The organism is Alkalilacustris brevis (genome assembly GCF_003350345.1).
Classification (GTDB): domain Bacteria; phylum Pseudomonadota; class Alphaproteobacteria; order Rhodobacterales; family Rhodobacteraceae; genus Alkalilacustris; species Alkalilacustris brevis.
This window is the reverse complement of the sequence record NZ_QNVJ01000039.1, coordinates 1-18,660: the sequence shown is the minus strand read 5'-3', so window position 1 is coordinate 18,660 and position 18,660 is coordinate 1. Positions and strand designations below refer to the sequence as shown.

Below are 18,660 nucleotides of genomic sequence, written 5' to 3'. Positions count from 1 at the left end.
CTTGACAAGCCGCGCCGCGCAAGGGACGAGGGGCTGCACGATCGACCGGGCCGGAGGACGCAGGAACATGCGCGAGACATCGCAAAAGACACTGTTGCGGGCCCTGGCGGGCGAGGCTCTTTCTCCCCCTCCCGTCTGGCTGATGCGGCAGGCCGGGCGCTATCTGCCCGAGTATCGCGCCACCCGCGCGCGGGCGGGGGATTTCCTGTCGCTGTGCTATAACCCGGACCTTGCCACCGAGGTCACGCTGCAGCCGATCCGCCGCTACGGGTTCGACGCGGCGATCCTGTTTGCCGATATCCTGTTGGTGCCGCAGGCGCTGGGGGCTGATCTGTGGTTTGTCACAGGCGAGGGGCCCCGGCTTTCGACCATTACCGGGGATGAGGGTGTCGCGGCCCTGAAACCGGCGGGCGAGATCCATGAGACGCTAGCACCCGTCTACCAGACCGTGCGCAACGTTGCCTCGGCGCTGCCGCGCGAGACCACATTGATCGGTTTTGCCGGCGCGCCGTGGACAGTGGCCACCTACATGATCGCCGGGCGCGGCACGCCAGACCAAGGCCCTGCGCACAAGCTCAAGGCCGAAAACCCCGGGGCCTTCGAGGCGCTGATGGCGCGCATTACCGAAGCCACCATCGAATATCTTGCCGCCCAGATCGAGGCCGGGGCCGAGGTGGTCAAACTGTTCGATTCCTGGGCCGGTTCGCTTGAGGGCGAGGATTTCCGCCGCTACTGCCAGCAGCCCATCGCGACGATCATCGAAGCGCTGAAGGCCCGGTATCCCGATGTGCCTGTCATTGCCTTTCCGCGTGGCGCCGGCGCGGCTTATGCCGGGTTTGCGCGTGCGACCGGTGCCGATTGCGTGGCGCTGGATCAGTCGGTCAGCCCGGAATGGGCCGCGGCCAATGTCCAGGTGAACGGCTGCGTGCAGGGGATGCTCGACCCCCGGCACATGGTGACAGGGGGTGATGCGCTGGTATCAGAGGCCCGCGCCATCGTCCGGGCGCTGCGCGGCGGGCCGCATGTCTTCAATCTCGGTCACGGCATCACGCCGGACGCCGACCCCGAGAATGTGCATCGCCTGCTCGATGCCATTCGCGGCTGAGGCGCCGCTGCTGAGAACTCACTCAGGCCGGGTTTTCCGGCGGCGGCTGCCGGTCAGGGCCAGTCGGTGTAGCCGGGCAGGGGACTGCTCTCGTGACGTTCGCGGCGCGCGGTCGCTTCCTTGCGGTAGCGTCCCGGCGGCAGCCCGGCGCGGGTTGCGAAGAAGCGGCTGAACTGCGCGCTGTCACAAAAGCCCAGCGCGCCAGCTATCTGTTCCAGCGTCAGGGTCGTACGCTCCAGCATCAGGCGCGCTTCGTGCATCTGGCGTTCCTGGACAAGCTGGCGGGGAGGTTTGCCCAGCTTCCGCTGGCATATGTCGTGCAGGCGGTCAGAAGACATTCCCAGCGTTTCGGCATAGCGTGCAATGGGCCACCGGTTGCGGAAGTTCACCTCCAGCAATTGGCGAAACCGCTGCAGCGTCCGGGCGGCGGAGGGGTCTTCGTCGCGCGTGGTGCTGAAGCCGCCGGCAGCGCTGAGCCGCCAGAGATGCACGAGAATCCCGCGCACATGCCCTTCGATCAGGCTTTCCGACCCGATGTCGGGCTGCTGCTGTTCGCGCCGGATCACATCCAGCGCGGTGACGCATTCGTTCAGCACGGTACGTTCGTCGCCGAGTACAAGCATCAGTGTGCTGCGGGCGATCTGGGTCAGTTCAGCCGATTCGGCATTATGCCCGACGGCCAGCGCCAGCACCTCGTCGCCCAGAAGCACATAGGCGCCGGTCGCCCCGGCCGTCAGGCGAAACAAATAGCCGCTGTTCCAAGGGGTCCAGAGCAGGCAGGGGGCCGCAAGTTCAAGCCCGTCACCGGGCAGATCTCCCTCGGTCAGCCGTGCGGTGCCGGCAGTCAGCAGCACCGCGCAGTAACTTGCCCCTGCGCGCGGCAGGTCAAGGCTGAAGGTGCGGTCATGCAGCGCGCTGGTCAGCCGGTCGGCGCGGATCAGGGCAACGGGTGAAAGCGGGGGAGATGATGGCGAGGAGAAGTGCAAGGCTGCGGGCCTCCGGAAAACGACAATAGTTTACCAGTTATTGACATTATTTTACCTGCTGCAATCTGTATTTCTGAAAGTCATGTCGGTGAGGGCGGTTTCGGGCAAGGGGGCGAAACCGGCGAGGCCCTCGCCGCGGGGGGAACAGGTGCTGGAAACGAATCTCATCATTCGGGGGGCGCAAGTCAGGGCCTCTGACGGCGGCGTGTTCGAGCGCCGCAACCCGGTGTCGGATCATGTCGCCAGCCGCGCCGCGGCGGGCACGCGCGACGATGCCTGTGCCGCCGCCAATGCCGCGGCCGCGGCCTTCCCCGGCTGGTCGGACAGTGCGCCTGCGTTTCGCGCGGGTATCCTTGAGCGCACCGCCGAGCTGATCCAGCGGCGCGAGGCGGATTTCGTGGCTTCTGTGGTGGCTGAAACTGGGGGCGCGCAATCATGGGCGCGTTTCAACTGTGAACTGGCCGCGGCAATCCTGCGCCAGGCCGCCACGCTGAGTGATCGGCCGGGTGATGTCGAACAGGCGGGTGAGGGTGGCGCGGTCCGCTTCCGGTTGCGCCGGCAGCCCGTGGGTGTCGTGCTGGGTATCGCCCCCTGGAATGCGCCTGTCATACTGGGGGTGCGGGCGATTGCGGCGCCGCTTGCGCTGGGTAACACGGTGGTGCTGAAGGCGTCCGAAATGTGCCCGCGCACCCATAGCCTGATCGTCGAATGCCTGCTTGAGGCGGGCCTGCCGGAAGGTGCCGCCAATCTTGTCACCCATGCGCCCGAGCAGGCGCATGACATCGTCGAGGCGCTGATTGCCCATCCGGCGGTGCGGCGGGTCAATTTCACCGGCTCGACGCGCGTCGGCCGCGAGGTTGCAGGGCTGTGCGCGCGCCACCTTAAGCCCGCGTTACTGGAACTGAGCGGCAAGGCGCCGCTGTTGGTGCTGGACGATGCCGATATCGACGCCGCTGCCGAGGCGGCGGTGTTCGGCGCGTTTTTCAACCTGGGGCAGATCTGCATGTCGACCGATCGGATCATCGTGGATCGCCGTGTTGCAGATGATTTTGTTGCCGTGATGGCCGCGCAGACAGCCGCGTTGCTCGAAGAAGAAGGCTCGCCCGGTGGGACGGGCCGTCTGGGCGCGCTGGTGGGGGCTGCGGCGACATATCGGCTTTCTGCGCTGCTGGAGGATGCACAGGCGCGAGGGGCGGAACTGGTGGTTGGTGGCGGCATCCGCGGCGCGACGATGCAGCCCACGATCCTTGATCATGTCAATTCCTCGATGCGGCTTTACCGTGAAGAGGTTTTCGGCCCGATCGCCCCGGTAATCCGTGTCAGCGGCGACGAAGAGGCGCTGACTGTCGCGAATGATACGGAATACGGCTTGTCGGCGGCCATATTCAGCGCCGATACTGCGCGCGCCCGCGCCTTGGCCGACCAGTTGGAGACAGGGATCTGTCATATCAACGGCCCCACCGTTTATGACGACCCGGCCATGCCCCTGGGCGGGGTGAAGGCCAGCGGATACGGCCGCTTCGGAGGAGAAGCCGGCGTGCATGAGTTTACCGAGATCCGATGGATCAGTCAGCGCGAATCGCCACGCGACTGGCCGCTGTAAACTTCAAGAATACGGACGCAGAACGTTCGACCAAGATCAACAGAGGAGGAGAAACCATGAAACGTAGAACAGCCCTGAAGCTGACGACCCTGGCTGCCGCGCTGTCGGTGGCGGGGCTGGGTGCCGCGCAGGCGCAGGATGTCATCCGCATCGGCGCGGCAGCCCCCAAGACCGGCGGCCTTGCCGGCGGCGCCGAAGTGACGCATTGGCCGGCGATCCGGCTGTGGGTCGAACAGACCAACGCGGCGGGTGGCCTTCAACTTGACAGCGGCCCCGCCACCATCGAGCTGATCGAGTATGACGACCAGACAAACCCGCAGCAAACCATCCAGGCCGTGACTCGTCTGGCCACGCAGGATCAGGTTGACCTGATCCTTTCGCCCTATGGCACCGGGTTGAACCTTGCCGCCGCCCCGATCTTCGACCGCCTCGGCTATCCGCAGCTTTCGGTGACCAACATCACCGATCAGATGCCGCAGCTTTCACAGCAGTTCCCGAACATGTTCTTCACGCTGGGCACCACCAGCGCCTTTGCCGAAGACACTGTGCGCCTGCTGGCCGAGATGCGCGATGCCGGCCAGGTCGGCAACCGGGTGGCCATGGTCAACGTGGCCGACGCCTTCGGGATCGAGCTGGCCACCGTGGCGCGCGGCGTGCTGGCCGAAGAAGGGTTCGAGCTTGTCTATGACTCGTCCTATCCCTTGGGCACGCAGGATCTTTCAACGGTCGTGGATGGCGCGCGCAACTCCAACCCTGACGCGTTCATCGCGTGGTCGTATCCGCCCGACAGTTTTGCGATCACCGAGCAGGCGATGATCCAGGATTTCGACGTGCCCTTCTACTACACCGCTGTGGGCACGCCTTTCCCCGCCTACTGGGGCCGTTTTGGCGAGGCTGCAAACAACATCCTCGGCCCGGGCGGGGTGAATGCCGATGACCCGCGCTTTCAGGAATTCGCCGCGGCGCATCAGGAACTGATGGGGCAGGGGCCGGACTACTGGGCTTCGGCGACCACCTATGCCTCGATGGAGATACTCGGCCAGGCGATCGAGGATATCGGTTCGGTCGATCGGGACGCGATCGCGCAGCACCTGCGCGAGAACACCTATGACACTGTGCTCGGCCCGATCAGCTTCAACGAAAACAACAATAACGAAGCGTTCTGGACCGTTGGCCAGTGGCAGGACGGGGTGTTCCGCGGCGTGGCCTCGCGCGGGCGCGAGGGGGCCGTAGAAGTGCGCCTGAAGGAAGGCTGGGACTGAGCCGACCCGTCGCCGCAAGGCAGGCGGTGCGGCTATTGTCCTGCCGCTCGCGGGCTGTGCGGTTCCGGCCATTGCCGGGGCCGCGTGCAATCTCAAACCGGATGGAAGCTGACGGATGTTCATCATCATTACCGGCCTGCTGCTTGGCGGCACCTATGCCTTGATCGCCATGGGACTGAACCTGCAATACGGCGTCGCAAGGATCATGAACCTCGCCAATGGCGAGATCCTTGTTGCAGGCGGGCTTGCTGCGTTCTGGGTCTATACGGCAGGGCAGGTCAGCCCGATCCTTGCGCTGTTTCTGGTTGCGCCCGTGGCCTTCGCGGTGAACTGGCTGCTTTACCGCATCATGCTTGAACCGCTGGTCCTGCGCGCGAAAAGCCGCGGCGCGCTGGAGGTGGATTCCATCCTCGCCACTTTCGGGCTGAGCTTCATCATGATCGGCATTGCGCTGATGATCTATGGCGGCGGGTATTTCAACTATTCCTACCTTTCCACGCGGGTGCAGATTTTCGACAGCAGCTTCGCACTCAACCGGGTGGTGGCCTTCGCGCTGGCCGCGCTGATCGCGCTGGCCTTGTGGCTCTGGCTCAGCTTTACGCGACCGGGGATGACCCTGCGTGCCGTTGCGGTCAGCCCCGAAAACGCCCGGCTGGTGGGGATCGATGTGCGCCGCGTCTCGGCGCTGGCGTTCGCGCTGGGCGGCGCGATCACGGCGATGGGCGGTGCACTGATTTCAATGTTCGTCACGCTCGATGCTTCGACCGATGGTGTGATCTTCACCATGAAGGCGCTGATCATCGTCATCATGGGCGGTGTCGGCGACATCCGTGGAACAGTGATTGCGGCGCTGCTGCTCGGCATTGCCGAAACGGCGGTTGGCGCGCTGATCAGCCCCGGACTGACGCTTGCGGCGGCTTATGTGCTCTTTCTGCTGGTTCTGCTGTTCCGCCCGCAAGGCCTGTTCGGGAGGACGACACTGTGAGCGCGACGGATTACCGCAATCTGGCCATTTCCGCCGGGCTTGTCGGGCTGGTTGCGCTCATGCCCTTCTATGCCAGTGGCTATGTCATGACGCTGGCCGTGACCGTTGCCATGTTCACCGTGCTGGCCACAAGTTGGGCGTTGTTTTCCGGGCCCACGCATTACATCTCGCTGGCGACGGCGGCGTTTTACGGGCTGGGGGCCTATATCACCGGGCTGGGGATCGACCACCTGCCCTACTGGACCCTGCCGCTGATCGCGGGCGTGGCGGGGGCCATCGTCGCCGCGCTGGTGGGCGTTGCCACGCTGCGCCTGTCGGGGGTGTATTTCGTGATCTTCACGCTCGGGCTGGCCGAACTTATCCGCCAGCTCGTGACATTCGCGCAGGTGCAGGCGGGGCGGCAGGGGTTCTATGTGCTGACCTCCATCTCCGAGACGATGATCTATTGGCAACTGGTGGCCCTCGCCGCGGTGGTGTGGCTGGTCGGCTGGCTGATCTGGCGCTCGCGCCTGGGCTTTGCGCTGCGCATCATCGGCAATGACGAAACCGTCGCGCGGCATTCGGGGATCAACACCGCGCAGGCCAAGGTGCTGCTGTTTATGGTGCCCGGCGCCGCCGCAGCCATCGTCGGCGCGATCATGGCGCCGCGCTATGTCTATATCGAGCCCTCGATGGCTTTCGGTCCTATCCTGTCGTTCCAGGTGGTGATCATGGCGCTACTGGGGGGGACGCGGCGGCTCTGGGGGCCGATCGCGGGGGTGATCCCCTTCACCCTGCTGTGGGAGGTGATTTCGGGCAACATGCCAAACCAGACCTACCTGTTGCTGGGCGTGGCCTTTCTGCTGATCGTGTATGTTCTGCCCGGCGGCTTTGTCGGGCTTTACGAGAAGGCCCTGCATCGCTGGCGCGAAGGGAGGGCCGCGTGATGGCGACGACGATGACGCGCGATGTGCTCTCGGTGCGCGGGCTGACCAAACGCTTTGGCGGCCTCGTCGCGGTGAACGGCATGAGCTTCGATGTGCGCGAACACGAGGTGATGGGCATTATCGGGCCGAACGGCTCGGGCAAGTCCACCATGATCAACATGATCTCGGGCGCGTTGCAGCCCACGGCGGGGACGATCACCCTGAACGGGCAGCAGATTTCTGGGCTTCCGGCCTATCAGATCAACCGCCGCGGCGTTTCGCGCACCTTTCAGCTCGTGCGTCCGCTCAACGAGCTTTCGGTGATGGAGAACGTGGTCGCCGGTGCCGCCTTCGGCCATCGCCGCCGCTGGGGTCACGAGGCCGAGGCCTTTGCTGAAACCCTGCTGCAAAAGGTCGGCATGGGCCGCCATATCCACCTGCCCGTGGCAAGCCTGACCTATATCGACACCAAGCGGCTGGAACTGGCGCGAGTGCTGGCCAGCGAACCCGAGGTGCTGCTGCTCGATGAGTGGCTGGCGGGGCTCAACCCCACCGAACTGACAACCGGGATCGAACTGATCCACAGCTTGCGTGCCGAGGGGCGCACCATCATCGTGGTCGAACACGTCATGGATGCCATCCGCAGCCTGTGCGACCGTTGCGTGGTGATGTCATCGGGCGCCATGATCGCCGAGGGCACCCCCGCCGAGGTTCTGGCCGACCGCGAAGTTATCCGCGCCTATCTGGGGGATGAAGACGATGCTTGAGGTCAAGGGGCTCTCGGTTGCCTATGGCAAGCACCGCGCGCTGGAAAGCGCCGGGTTGACCGTCAAACCCGGCGAGATCGTCGTGATCCTGGGGGCAAATGGCGCGGGCAAGAGCACCCTTCTCAAGGCCATCGCGGGCATTTGCGAGGGGCGCGTGACGGGCTCTGTCCGGCTGGATAGCGAGGAGCTGCTTGGCTTGCCCTCGCACAAGGTGGTCGAGCGCGGCATCGCGCTGGTGCCCGAGGGGCGCGGCATATTCGGTGATCTGACCGTGCGCGAGAACCTGACGCTTGGCGCCAACCCCCGCCGGGCGCGAGATGACCAGCAGGCCAATCTCGACAGGCTCATGCGGCTTTTCCCCAAGCTGGCCGAGCGGCGCGGGCAGGTTGCCCGCACCATGTCGGGGGGCGAGCAGCAGATGGTCGCCATCGGCCGGGCAATGATGTCCAGTCCGCAAATCCTGATGCTGGACGAACCCTCGCTGGGCCTGTCGCCGCTGTTGTGCAAGGAACTGTTCCAGAACCTGGCCGAGGTACGCAAGGCGGGTCTCGGCATCCTGCTGGTCGAACAGAACGCCCGGCAGAGTCTTGCCATCGCCGACCGTGGCTATCTGCTGGAGAACGGGCAGATCGATCACGAGGCCCCCGCGCGCGAACTGATGAACGATCCGGCCGTGCAGGCGGCCTATCTGGGCGGGGCAGGTGCGGCGCAGGCGCCCGATACGGTGGCGGCGTCCACCAGGACCGAGGCACAGGCAGACAGCGCACCGCCGGCCGAGCCCGCGCCGCGTGCCGATGCCTTCCGCCCCCGGCCCCGGCCCCTCCGCACGGTGCCGGCCAGCGATCTGGCGGGGCTTGATATTGATGCGCTCGTGACCCGCGCAGGGCAGCGCCCGCACAGTGAGCCGGGTGGCGGGCGGCCAATGGCCGCGGCCCCGCGCGCGGGGTCTGCCGATGCGGCCACGTCCCGGCTGCGGGCGGCCCTGTCCGAGATCGAGCGTACCGCTTCCAACGCGCGCGCGCAGGTGCGTGTCGTGACCCGGCCCCTGTCGCCCCTGCGCGAGCGGCTTTCCCCGTCACATGCACCGCGCCCCGAGGCTGCCGGACCGCGTGACGCAGACGCAGTTGGTGATGATCGCCCCGACAGCCCGCCCGTGATCGAGGTCTGGCGTGCCCCCCGCATCGAGGTCTGGCGCCGCCGCCCCGGAAGCAATGAATTCGAACGCAAGCAGGAGCACTGACATGCTGGACGCACGCCCCCGCCATGCACTCAAGGGCATGTTCATCAACGGCCAGTGGGTACCCGCGAGCCGGACCTTTCCTGACATCAACCCCAATGACGGCAGCCTATGGGCCGAGGCGCCCGACGGCGGCCGAGCCGAGGCGCGCACTGCCATCGAGGCCGCCCATGCTGCCTTTGCCGGGTGGTCGGAGCTAAAATTCACCGAGCGCGCCCATTACATGCTCAAGATCGCCGATATCTGGGAACGTCGCGTGCCCGATTTCGTGGCTGCCGCGCAGGCCGAAGGCGGCGGCTGGTTCGGCAAGGGCATGTTCGAAGCCCATTATGTGCCCGAGGTGTTCCGCGCCGCCGCCGGAGCCTGTTTCGATGCGATCGGCGAGGTGCTGCCGTCCGAGCATGGCAAGTTCTCGACAGCGGTGCGCTTTCCGATGGGGGTGGTTTCGGTGATCTCGCCGTGGAACTTCCCCGGCATCCTGACGTCGCGCGGCTTCGCCTTCCCGCTGGCGATGGGCAACACCATCGTGCTGAAGCCCTCGGAAGACACGCCTTATCTGGGCGGGCTTTTCTTTGCCGAAGTTCTGGAAGAGGCCGGGCTGCCCGCCGGGGTGTTCAACGTCGTCACCTGTTCGCGCGACAATGTCGCCGAGATGGGCAACGAACTGGTCGAACACCCGCTGGTCAAGGGCATCTCGTTCACCGGTTCGACGCCGGTTGGCCGGGCGATTGCGGCCAAGGCGGGCGCGCATCTCAAGAAATGCTGTGTCGAGTTGGGGGGCAAGGACAGCCTGATCGTGCTGGAGGACGCCGATATGGAGCGCGCCACCCAAGCGGCGAATTTCGGCAGCTTCATGCACCAGGGCCAGATCTGCATGTCGGTCGAGAAGGTGCTCGTCCACGAGTCGATCTATCCCGAGTTCCTGCGCCGTTTTGTGGAACGGGCGAGCAAGCTCAAGATCGGCGACACTGCCGACAAGGGCAACGTGATCGGCCCGCTGATCAACGACCGGCAGGTCGCCCGCGTAAAAGGCCAGATCGAAGATGCGCTGGCCAAGGGCGCCAAGCTGGCGCTGGGTGGGGGCGTAAGGGGCCGCTTTGTCGAACCCACGATCCTGACCGGTGTGACCCCGGAGATGGATGTCTACCGCGACGAGACCTTCGGCCCTGTCGTGCCGGTTATCCCGTTCAAGACCGACGAGGAGGCCATCGCGATCAACAATGATACCGAATACGGGCTGTCCTGCGGTATTATCACCCGCGACGAGGCGCGCGCGCTGGCGATGTCGCGCAAGCTGGAAACCGGCATGTGCCATGTGAACTGTTCTTCGGTGAATGACGAGCCGCATGTGCCCTTTGGCGGGTCCAAGGCCAGCGGGCTGGGGCGGCATGGCGGGCGCTGGTCGGTCGAGACCTTCACCGAAACGCGCTGGATCACGCTTGAACGTGGCGGGCGGCATTACCCGCCAATGTTCTGAGGGCAAGAGTGGCTATGACGGATGAACCGCAAACACCGCACCGGGGCGAGTTGCCGTTTCTGAGGGGCAAGACGATTGTCGTTACCGGCTCGGCCTCCGGGGTTGGGCGGGCCTGCGCGCAGACCTGCACCGCGATGGGCGCGACGGTCCTGGGCGTGGATATCGAACGTGCGTTCGACCATGTCGAAGAATTTTATCGCGCCGATCTGGGCGACCCGCGCAGTCTCGACGCGCTTGCAGAGGTGCTGCCCGAGGGCGTGGACGGGCTAGTCAATGCGCTGGGCGTTCCTGCGCGGGTCGATGATGCTACGGCCCTGCAAATCGGGCTGCTGGGGGTCAAGCGGCTGACCGCAGCACTGGCGCCGCGCATGGCCGATGGCGCATCTGTCGTGACGCTGGGCGGACGCGAGGCCGCCGACTGGGTTGCGGCCTTGCCTGCCATACGCGCCGCGCGCGAACTGGGATTCGAAGACGTCGAAAGCTTTCTGGAAGCCCAGGGACTCGCGGGCGGCGCCTTGGCCGGTTTCATGGCTCGTGCGCTGGCTGCCTGGGCCTTGCAGCCGCCCCCGCCCCAGGCGGCGGCAGGCTTGCGAATGAACACCGTGATTCATGCTGCCGGATCCGATGATGCGCCCGGCGTGGCGGATGTGGCCTCGGTGGTGGCCTTCCTTCTGTCTGACAGGTCGCGTGCGGTGCGCGGGGCCATCCTGCCTGCCGATGGCGGCCAGACATCCGAATTCCTGTGCGGCACGCATGGGCTTTGACCTTATCGCGCCCGGCGTGGTGCGCCCGACCGAAAGGGACAGAAAATGAGCGCAGTCATCTGGATCATCGTCGCAGTGATAGTGCTGGCGGGGCTGGTGGCCCTGTTCGCCTGGTTCTACGAGCGCGCGACGAACGAGGTCAGCCTGGTGCGAACCGGCATTGGCGGGCGCCGCGTCGTCATCGACGGCGGCGTGTTGGCGCTGCCCTATTTCCATGAAATCGCGCGGGTCAATATGCAGACCCTGCGCCTGCTCGTCGAGCGCCGCGCCGAGGCCTCGATCATCACCAAGGACCGGCTGCGCGTCGATGTGGGGGCCGAGTTCTACGTTTCAGTCGCCCCTGAGGAAGCCGCTATCGCGCGCGCGGCGCAAACCCTGGGGCGCCGCAGCTTCCAGCCAGATCAGCTGCGCGAGTTGCTCGACGGGATGCTGGTGGATTCGCTGCGCTCGGTCGCGGCGCGCCTGACGCTGGACGAGTTGCACGAGAATCGCGGCGCCTTCGTGGCTGAGGTGCGCGACAACCTGCGCGAGGTGCTGGAGCGTTACGGGCTGCAACTGGATAGCGTGTCGCTCACCGCGCTTGACCAGACGCCCTTTGCCGCACTGGACGAGAACAACGCCTTCAATGCCGTGGGCATGCGCAAGCTGGCCGAGGTGATCGCCAAGTCGAAGAAAGAGCGCGCCGAGATCGACGGTGAGACCCAGGTCAGCGTGCGCCGGGCGGCGATGGAGACGGCGAAGCGGCAGCTCGAGATCGACCTTGAGGAGCGTCGCGCCGAGATTTCCCAGAGCCAGGAGATCGAGACCCTGATCGCCGCGCAACTGGCCGAGGTGGCGCGCCGCAAGGCCGAGGCCGAACGCGACTCGGCCGCTGCCCGCATCCGTATGGAGCAGGAGATCCAGGCCGCTGAGATCGCCCGCGAGCAGGCCATCCGCGAAGCCGAGATAGCCCGCGCCCGTGTGCTGGAAGAGGCTGAACAGGAACGCGCCATCCTGATTTCGCGCAAGTCGCAGGAGGAAAGCGCCGCGCGGGCCGAGGCCGACAGTGCCCGCGCCCGCGCCACCGCCGCGCATGAAGAGATCGAGACCGCCCGCGCCAGCGCCGAGGCCGAGCGCCGCCACCAGCTTGCGCTCATGGCCGCACGTGCCGAGGCCGAAGCCGCCGCTGCGCGCGCCCGGATCGCCGCCGAGAACGACAAGGTCACCGCCGCCGACCGGGCCGAGGCCGCCCGGCTTGAGGCCCAGGCCATGAGCGCGCTGCGGCTGGCCGAGGTCGAGGTCGAGCGCGCTCGGATCGAGGCCGAGAATACCCGCTCGGAGGCGGTGATCGCGCTGGAGCTTGAAAAGGCCCGGCTTGAGGCTATGCCGCGCATCGTTGCCGAGATGGTGAAACCTGCCGAGAAGATCGGCAATATCAACATCACGCAGCTTTCGGGCCTTGGCCGGGGCACGGGCGAGGCGGGCGACGCCAAGGCGCGGCGCGGCGCTGTCGATCAGGCACTGGATGCGGTGCTCGACATGGCGGTGCAATTGCCGGTGCTCAGGAAGATCGGCGATCAGGTTGGGCTGGATTTCGAGAAAGCGTTGGGGCCGGAAACCAACAAGGACAAGCCGACCGGCAGCGGCGACCGGAAGAAGGACAGCTGAAATGCCGCCCCGGCCCCGCGGGCTGGCGGCTGAAGGGGCGGGCCGGGGCCTGCCCCCGAGGCTTTCTATTGCAAATGCCTGCGTGCGGGCCTATATGGGCATCAACAGCGGCGCTGCGGGGTCCAAACCCGGGGCACCACCGAGAATGTTCGCGGGCCGCTTGGCCCGCTTTTTTGTTTCTGGAGCCGCTTTTGAGCGACCTTATCGCCAAGACACCCATGGATCGGCGCCTGGCCGAGATCGTGACCCCCGCCATCGAGGCGCTGGGATTCGAACTCGTGCGCTTGCGTCTGCAGGGGGGCAAGAAGGCCACCTTGCAGATCATGGCCGACCGCCCTGATGGCGGCATCGTCGTCGAGGATTGCGCGCGCATCTCCACGGCCGTTTCGGCGGTGCTGGATGTCGAGGATCCGCTTGAGGATGCCTTCACGCTCGAGGTGTCCTCGCCGGGGATCGACCGGCCGCTGACGCGGCTCAAGGATTTCGACATCTGGCAGGGCTACGAGGCCCGGCTGGAGACGACAGAGCTGATCGACGGGCAGCGGCGCTTCAAGGGGGTGCTGGCAGGGGTCGAGGGCGATGAGATTCTGGTCAACCTGCCCGAGGGCACCGTTGGCCTTAAGTTCGACTGGCTCTCCGACGCAAAGCTGATCCTCACCGACGAGCTGATCGCCGAAATGCTGCGCGCCCGCAAGGAAGCCGGTGTGCTTGATGAAGGCGATTTCGACGTGATCGAAAGCGACACTGATACCGAAGATACCGCCAGCGGCGGCCCTGACACCGACACCCCATCCGGGAAGGACTGAGACGATGGTCATCACCAGCGCCAACCAGCTTGAGCTTTTGCAGACGGCCGAGGCCGTCGCCCGCGAAAAGATGATCGACCCCGATCTGGTGATCGAGGCGATGGAAGACAGCCTCGCACGGGCGGCCAAGTCGCGCTATGGCGCCGATCTGGATATCCGCGTGCATATCGACCGTCAGACCGGCCGCGCGGCCTTCACCCGGGTGCGCACCGTGGTCGAGGAGGTCGAGAACCATCACGCCGAACTGACCGTAGAGCAGGCGCGCGAGTTTCTCGAAGATCCGCAGATCGGCGACGAGATCACCGAAGAAGTGCCCCCCGTCGAGATGGGCCGCATCGCCGCGCAATCGGCCAAGCAGGTGATCCTGCAAAAGGTCCGCGAGGCCGAGCGCGACCGCCAGTACGAGGAGTTCAAGGACCGCGCCGGCACCATCATCAACGGTGTCGTCAAGCGCGAGGAATACGGCAATGTCATCGTTGACATTGGCCGGGGCGAGGGTGTTCTGCGCCGCTCGGACAAGATCGGTCGCGAAAGCTATCGCCCCAATGACCGCATTCGCGCCTATATCAAGGATGTGCGCCGCGAGGTGCGCGGCCCGCAGGTGTTCCTGTCGCGCACCGCGCCCGAATTCATGGCCGAGTTGTTCAAGATGGAAGTGCCGGAAATCTACGACGGCATCATCGAGATCAAGGCGGTGGCCCGTGACCCTGGTTCGCGCGCCAAGATTGCGGTCATCTCGCATGACGCCTCGATCGATCCGGTCGGCGCCTGTGTCGGGATGCGCGGTAGCCGCGTGCAGGCCGTGGTCAACGAGCTTCAGGGCGAAAAGATCGACATCATTCCCTGGAATGAGGATCAGGCGACCTTCCTGGTGAACGCGTTGCAGCCGGCCGAGGTTTCCAAGGTGGTGATCGACGAGGATGCCGCCCGGATCGAGGTGGTGGTGCCCGACGATCAGCTTTCGCTGGCCATCGGGCGGCGCGGGCAGAATGTGCGGCTGGCCAGCCAGTTGACCGCGCTCGATATCGACATCATGACCGAGGCCGAGGAAAGCGAACGCCGCCAGGCCGAGTTCGCCGAGCGCACCAAGCTCTTTGTTGATGAGCTGGATGTCGATGAGGTTCTGGCGCAGTTGCTGGTGGCGGAAGGTTTTGCCTCGCTCGAAGAGGTGGCCTACGTCGACCAGGAAGAGCTTCTGTCGATCGACGGGTTCGACGCAGATACCGCGCAGGAGCTTCAGGCGCGTGCGCGGGATCGTCTTGAAGAGGCCAATACCCGCGCGATCGAGGCCGCCCGTGCCCTGGGAGTGGAAGACAGCCTGCTTGAATTCGAGGGGCTGACACCCCAGATGGTCGAGGCTCTGGCGAACGACGGCATCAAGACGCTGGAAGATTTCGCCACCTGCGCCGACTGGGAACTTGCCGGTGGCTGGACCACTGTCGATGGTGAACGTGTCAAGGATGATGGGCTGCTCGAGCCCTTTGACGTGAGCCTTGAAGAAGCGCAGCATCTGGTGATGACGGCGCGGGTGCTGCTTGGCTGGGTCGATCCCGCCGAGCTTGCGCCAGCAGAAGAGGCGGAAGCCGATGCCGATGTGGATGCCGATTCCGATGCCGGTGCCGAACTGACAGGCGAATCAGAGCCGCGCGTCTGACGCGTTGCCTGGAACGTTTGCCGCAAGGGGGCTATATGACCCGTGGTGGACGCAAGGCCGAGCGTGAAGCGCCTGAACGGCGGTGCATCGCCACCGGGCGCAGCGATGCGCCTTCGGGGATGATTCGCTTCGTGGTCGGCCCCGAAGCACAGATCGTGCCCGATGTGTTGGGGCGCCTTCCGGGGCGTGGCATCTGGGTTTCGGCCGAGCGTGCGGCGCTGCAACGTGCGGTGACGCGGCGTCTTTTTGCCCGGGCGGCCCGGCAGGCTGTCAATGTGCCCGGCGACCTGGAGGACATGGTCGAAAAGCAGCTGGCGCGCCGGGTGGTTGAGTTGGTCTCGCTCGCTCGCAAGAGCGGACAGGCGGTCTGCGGCTACGAAAAGACGCGCGACTGGCTGGTCAAGGGCGAGGCGGCGGTGCTTTTGCAGGCCACTGACGGATCGCCGCGCGAGAAAAGCAGACTGCGGCCGCCAGAGGGGGCGAATACGAGGGTTGGCGCCCTGAGCGCTGCAGAATTGGGTTTGGCATTCGGGCGCGAACATGTGATACATGCCGCGCTCGCGGCTGGCGGACTCGCAACGCGTGTTGTAGAGGAAGCTGCGAGGCTTGCGGGAATTCGCGGGCAGATCGGCGCGGATGACGCCGGGAAGGATTGACAGGACGCATGAGCGATACAGACGGTAAGAAACCCCTTGGCCTGCGCGGGGCCCGGCCCGGCCAGGTTAAGCAGAGCTTCAGCCACGGGCGCACCAAGAGCGTCGTGGTGGAAACCAAACGCAAGCGCGTTGTGGTGCCGAAAGCTGGTGCGGGGGCGAAATCTGCCGGGGCTGGCTCGGGCAAGGCCGGGGCACCGGCAGGCGACCCGTCGCGACGGCCCGCCGGCATAACCGATGCCGAGATGGAGCGCCGTCTCAAGGCCCTTCAGGCGGCGAAGGCCCGCGAAGAGGATGAGGCCATCGCCCGCGAGGCAGAGGAGCGCCGCCGCGAGGAAGAGCGCCAGCGCCGCCGCGAGGAAATCGAGGCCAAGGAGCGCGAGGAGCGCGAGCGCGAGGATGCCCTGCGCGCCAAGGCCGAAGAGGAAGAGCGCGAAAAGCGTGAGGCGGAGGAAGGGCGCCAGCGCGCGGCGGAGCCCGCTTCGGAACCGGCACCTGCCGATCCTGCAGCCACCGCGCCCGTGTCCGAACGCGCCCAGGCACGCCCGGCGCCGCGCAAGGCCGATCGCGAACGCCAGGCCGATCGCGAGGGACGCGGCGGCAAGGCCCGCGACGACGGCGGGCGCCGTTCAGGCAAGCTGACATTGAAAGAGGCGCTGGCAGGCGACGGAGGCCGCCAGCGCAGCATGGCTGCCATGAAGCGCAAGCAGGAACGGGCGCGACAGAAGGCGCTGGGCCAGTCCGCCCCGCGTGAAAAGGTCGTGCGTGACGTGCAGGTGCCTGAAACCATCGTGGTCTCGGAACTGGCAAACCGTATGGCCGAGCGCGTGGCCGATGTGGTCAAGGCGCTGATGAAAAACGGCCTGATGGTTACGCAGAACCAGTCGATCGATGCCGATACAGCCGAACTGATCGTCGAGGAATTCGGCCATCACGTGGTGCGTGTGTCGGATTCCGATGTCGAACAGGTGATCGACACTGTCGAGGACCGGGCAGAGGATCTGAAGCCCCGCCCGCCGATCATCACGATCATGGGCCATGTCGATCACGGCAAGACATCGCTGCTCGATGCGATTCGCCAGACCAGCGTCGCCTCGGGCGAGGCAGGCGGTATCACCCAGCATATCGGGGCCTATCAGGTGAAATCGGAATCGGGGGCGGTGCTGACCTTCCTCGACACGCCCGGCCACGCGGCCTTCACCTCGATGCGCGCGCGCGGTGCAAATGTCACCGATATCGTCGTGCTGGTGGTGGCCGCCGATGATTCGGTCATGCCGCAGACGATCGAGGCGATCAATCACGCCAAGGCGGCCGGTGTTCCGATGATCGTCGCGATCAACAAATGCGACAAGCCCGATGCGGACCCGAACAAGGTGCGCACCGAGCTTTTGCAACACGAAGTCGTGGTCGAGGCCATGTCAGGCGACGTGCAGGATGTCGAGGTTTCGGCGACCACCGGCATGGGGCTTGACCAGTTGCTGGAATCCATCGCCTTGCAGTCCGAGATCCTGGAACTCAAAGCCAACCCGGATCGCGCGGCCATGGGCGCGGTGATCGAGGCCAAGCTGGATGTGGGCCGTGGCCCGGTGGCGACGGTGCTGGTGCAGTATGGGACGCTACGGCGCGGCGACATCTTTGTCGTCGGCGAACAGTGGGGCAAGGTGCGTGCGCTGATCAACGATCAGGGCGAGCGCGTGGAAGAGGCCGGGCCATCGGTGCCGGTCGAGGTGCTGGGCCTGAACGGCACGCCCGAGGCGGGCGACGTGCTCAACGTTGTCGAGACCGAGGCCCAGGCGCGCGAGATTGCCGATTACCGGCATCAGGCCGCGAAGGACAAGCGCGCGGCGGCTGGTGCGGCCACCACGCTGGAACAGCTGATGGCCAAGGCCAAGGCCGATGAAACCGTGGCCGAGCTGCCGGTGGTGCTGAAGGCCGATGTCCAGGGCTCGGCCGAGGCGATCGTGCAGGCGCTGGAGAAGGTCGGCAACGAAGAGGTGCGCGTGCGCGTGCTGCACTATGGTGTGGGCGCGATCACCGAATCCGATATCGGCCTGGCCGAGGCCTCGGGCGCACCGGTGCTGGGCTTCAACGTGCGGGCCAACGCACCCGCGCGCAACAGCGCCAATCAGAAGGGCGTGGAGATCCGCTATTACTCGGTGATCTACGACCTTGTGGATGACATCAAGGCGGCGGCCTCGGGCCTGCTTTCCGCCGAGGTGCGCGAGCATTTCATCGGCTATGCCACGATCAAGGAGGTCTTCAAGGTCTCTGGCGGCGTGGGCAAGGTCGCGGGTTGTCTTGTCACCGAAGGGGTGGCGCGGCGTTCGGCCGGTGTGCGCCTGCTGCGCGACGATGTGGTGATCCACGAAGGCACGCTCAAGACGCTCAAGCGCTTCAAGGACGAGGTCAAGGAAGTCATCTCGGGCCAGGAATGCGGCATGGCCTTCGAGAACTACGAAGACATCCGCCCCGGCGACGTGATCGAGATCTTCGAGCGCGAAGAGGTCGAGCGCACGCTGAGCTGACGGGTATTCGTGACGCATGGATTGGGGCCGGCTGCGGGTGACGCGGCCGGCCTTTTTCGTTGGGGGACTGCGCTGTGCGTCGCCTGATGGCATCCCTTGCCCGGTGCAAAGCACCGGGCAGCGCCCGTCCCAAGTGGCGTTGCGCAAATTGGTGGGAAACTGATTGCGTGTAACGCTCGCCATGGCTTGCCCGCGCTTGACAGGTTTCATGCCGCCCGGGGCGCTTGCGGCCCGGGCATGCGCCCGCCCGCCCCCCAGGCGGGCGCATCCGCGCCCACCTCGGG

General features: G+C 65.8%; 15 protein-coding genes. 14 read left to right on the top strand and 1 reads right to left on the bottom strand.

Annotated features, from left to right (window positions below; genetic code table 11):
- Positions 1–67: 67 nt before the first annotated feature.
- Positions 68–1,105: a uroporphyrinogen decarboxylase gene (hemE, locus tag DQ229_RS05470; RefSeq protein ID WP_114965268.1), complete on the top strand. Its 1,038-nt coding sequence runs from the start codon at positions 68–70 to the stop codon at positions 1,103–1,105.
- A 53-nt stretch (positions 1,106–1,158) separates the two neighbouring features.
- Here hemE and DQ229_RS05465 read toward each other — a convergent pair whose 3' ends face one another.
- A complete protein-coding gene (locus DQ229_RS05465) occupies positions 1,159–2,091 on the bottom strand; it encodes an AraC family transcriptional regulator (RefSeq protein ID WP_114965267.1) in 933 nt (310 codons plus the stop codon).
- A gap of 205 nt (positions 2,092–2,296) precedes the next feature.
- Here DQ229_RS05465 and DQ229_RS05460 point away from each other — a divergent pair, with 205 nt between their 5' ends.
- The 13 genes from DQ229_RS05460 (at position 2,297) to infB (ending at position 18,376) form a co-directional block, all read left to right on the top strand.
- The gene (locus DQ229_RS05460; RefSeq protein WP_238380969.1) at positions 2,297–3,694 is read left to right on the top strand and encodes an aldehyde dehydrogenase family protein; all 1,398 of its coding nucleotides are present in this window, start codon (positions 2,297–2,299) and stop codon (positions 3,692–3,694) included.
- A 56-nt stretch (positions 3,695–3,750) separates the two neighbouring features.
- The gene (locus DQ229_RS05455; RefSeq protein ID WP_114965266.1) at positions 3,751–4,956 is read left to right on the top strand and encodes an amino acid ABC transporter substrate-binding protein; all 1,206 of its coding nucleotides are present in this window, start codon (positions 3,751–3,753) and stop codon (positions 4,954–4,956) included.
- Positions 4,957–5,071: 115 nt separating this feature from the next.
- Positions 5,072–5,941, top strand: coding sequence for a branched-chain amino acid ABC transporter permease (locus tag DQ229_RS05450; RefSeq protein WP_114965265.1), 870 nt, complete (start codon positions 5,072–5,074; stop codon positions 5,939–5,941).
- Complete coding sequence (locus DQ229_RS05445) at positions 5,938–6,867, top strand: branched-chain amino acid ABC transporter permease (RefSeq protein WP_238380968.1); 930 nt, start codon at positions 5,938–5,940, stop codon at positions 6,865–6,867. Before DQ229_RS05450 ends, DQ229_RS05445 begins: the two co-directional genes overlap by 4 nt.
- A complete protein-coding gene (locus DQ229_RS05440) occupies positions 6,867–7,613 on the top strand; it encodes an ABC transporter ATP-binding protein (RefSeq protein WP_420796855.1) in 747 nt (248 codons plus the stop codon). The genes DQ229_RS05445 and DQ229_RS05440 overlap by 1 nt, the downstream gene beginning before the upstream one ends.
- Complete coding sequence (locus DQ229_RS05435) at positions 7,597–8,853, top strand: ABC transporter ATP-binding protein (protein ID WP_238380967.1); 1,257 nt, start codon at positions 7,597–7,599, stop codon at positions 8,851–8,853. Before DQ229_RS05440 ends, DQ229_RS05435 begins: the two co-directional genes overlap by 17 nt.
- A gap of 1 nt (position 8,854) precedes the next feature.
- Entirely contained in the window at positions 8,855–10,327 is a 1,473-nt protein-coding gene (locus DQ229_RS05430) for an aldehyde dehydrogenase family protein (protein WP_114965264.1), read from the top strand.
- 14 nt (positions 10,328–10,341) lie between these two features.
- Positions 10,342–11,091, top strand: a complete 750-nt coding sequence (locus DQ229_RS05425; RefSeq protein ID WP_114965263.1) for an SDR family oxidoreductase — start codon at positions 10,342–10,344, stop codon at positions 11,089–11,091.
- Between the two features lie 45 nt (positions 11,092–11,136).
- Positions 11,137–12,738, top strand: coding sequence for a flotillin family protein (locus DQ229_RS05420; RefSeq protein ID WP_114965262.1), 1,602 nt, complete (start codon positions 11,137–11,139; stop codon positions 12,736–12,738).
- Between the two features lie 191 nt (positions 12,739–12,929).
- The gene (gene rimP, locus DQ229_RS05415; protein ID WP_114965305.1) at positions 12,930–13,544 is read left to right on the top strand and encodes a ribosome maturation factor RimP; all 615 of its coding nucleotides are present in this window, start codon (positions 12,930–12,932) and stop codon (positions 13,542–13,544) included.
- A 4-nt stretch (positions 13,545–13,548) separates the two neighbouring features.
- Positions 13,549–15,198, top strand: coding sequence for a transcription termination factor NusA (gene nusA, locus DQ229_RS05410; RefSeq protein ID WP_114965261.1), 1,650 nt, complete (start codon positions 13,549–13,551; stop codon positions 15,196–15,198).
- A gap of 35 nt (positions 15,199–15,233) precedes the next feature.
- Positions 15,234–15,854 (top strand): RNA-binding protein, encoded by a 621-nt coding sequence (locus DQ229_RS05405; protein WP_114965260.1) that lies wholly within the window; start codon positions 15,234–15,236, stop codon positions 15,852–15,854.
- An 8-nt stretch (positions 15,855–15,862) separates the two neighbouring features.
- On the top strand, positions 15,863–18,376 hold the full coding sequence (gene infB, locus DQ229_RS05400) for a translation initiation factor IF-2 (protein ID WP_114965259.1): 2,514 nt from the start codon (positions 15,863–15,865) through the stop codon (positions 18,374–18,376).
- Positions 18,377–18,660 lie beyond the last annotated feature (284 nt).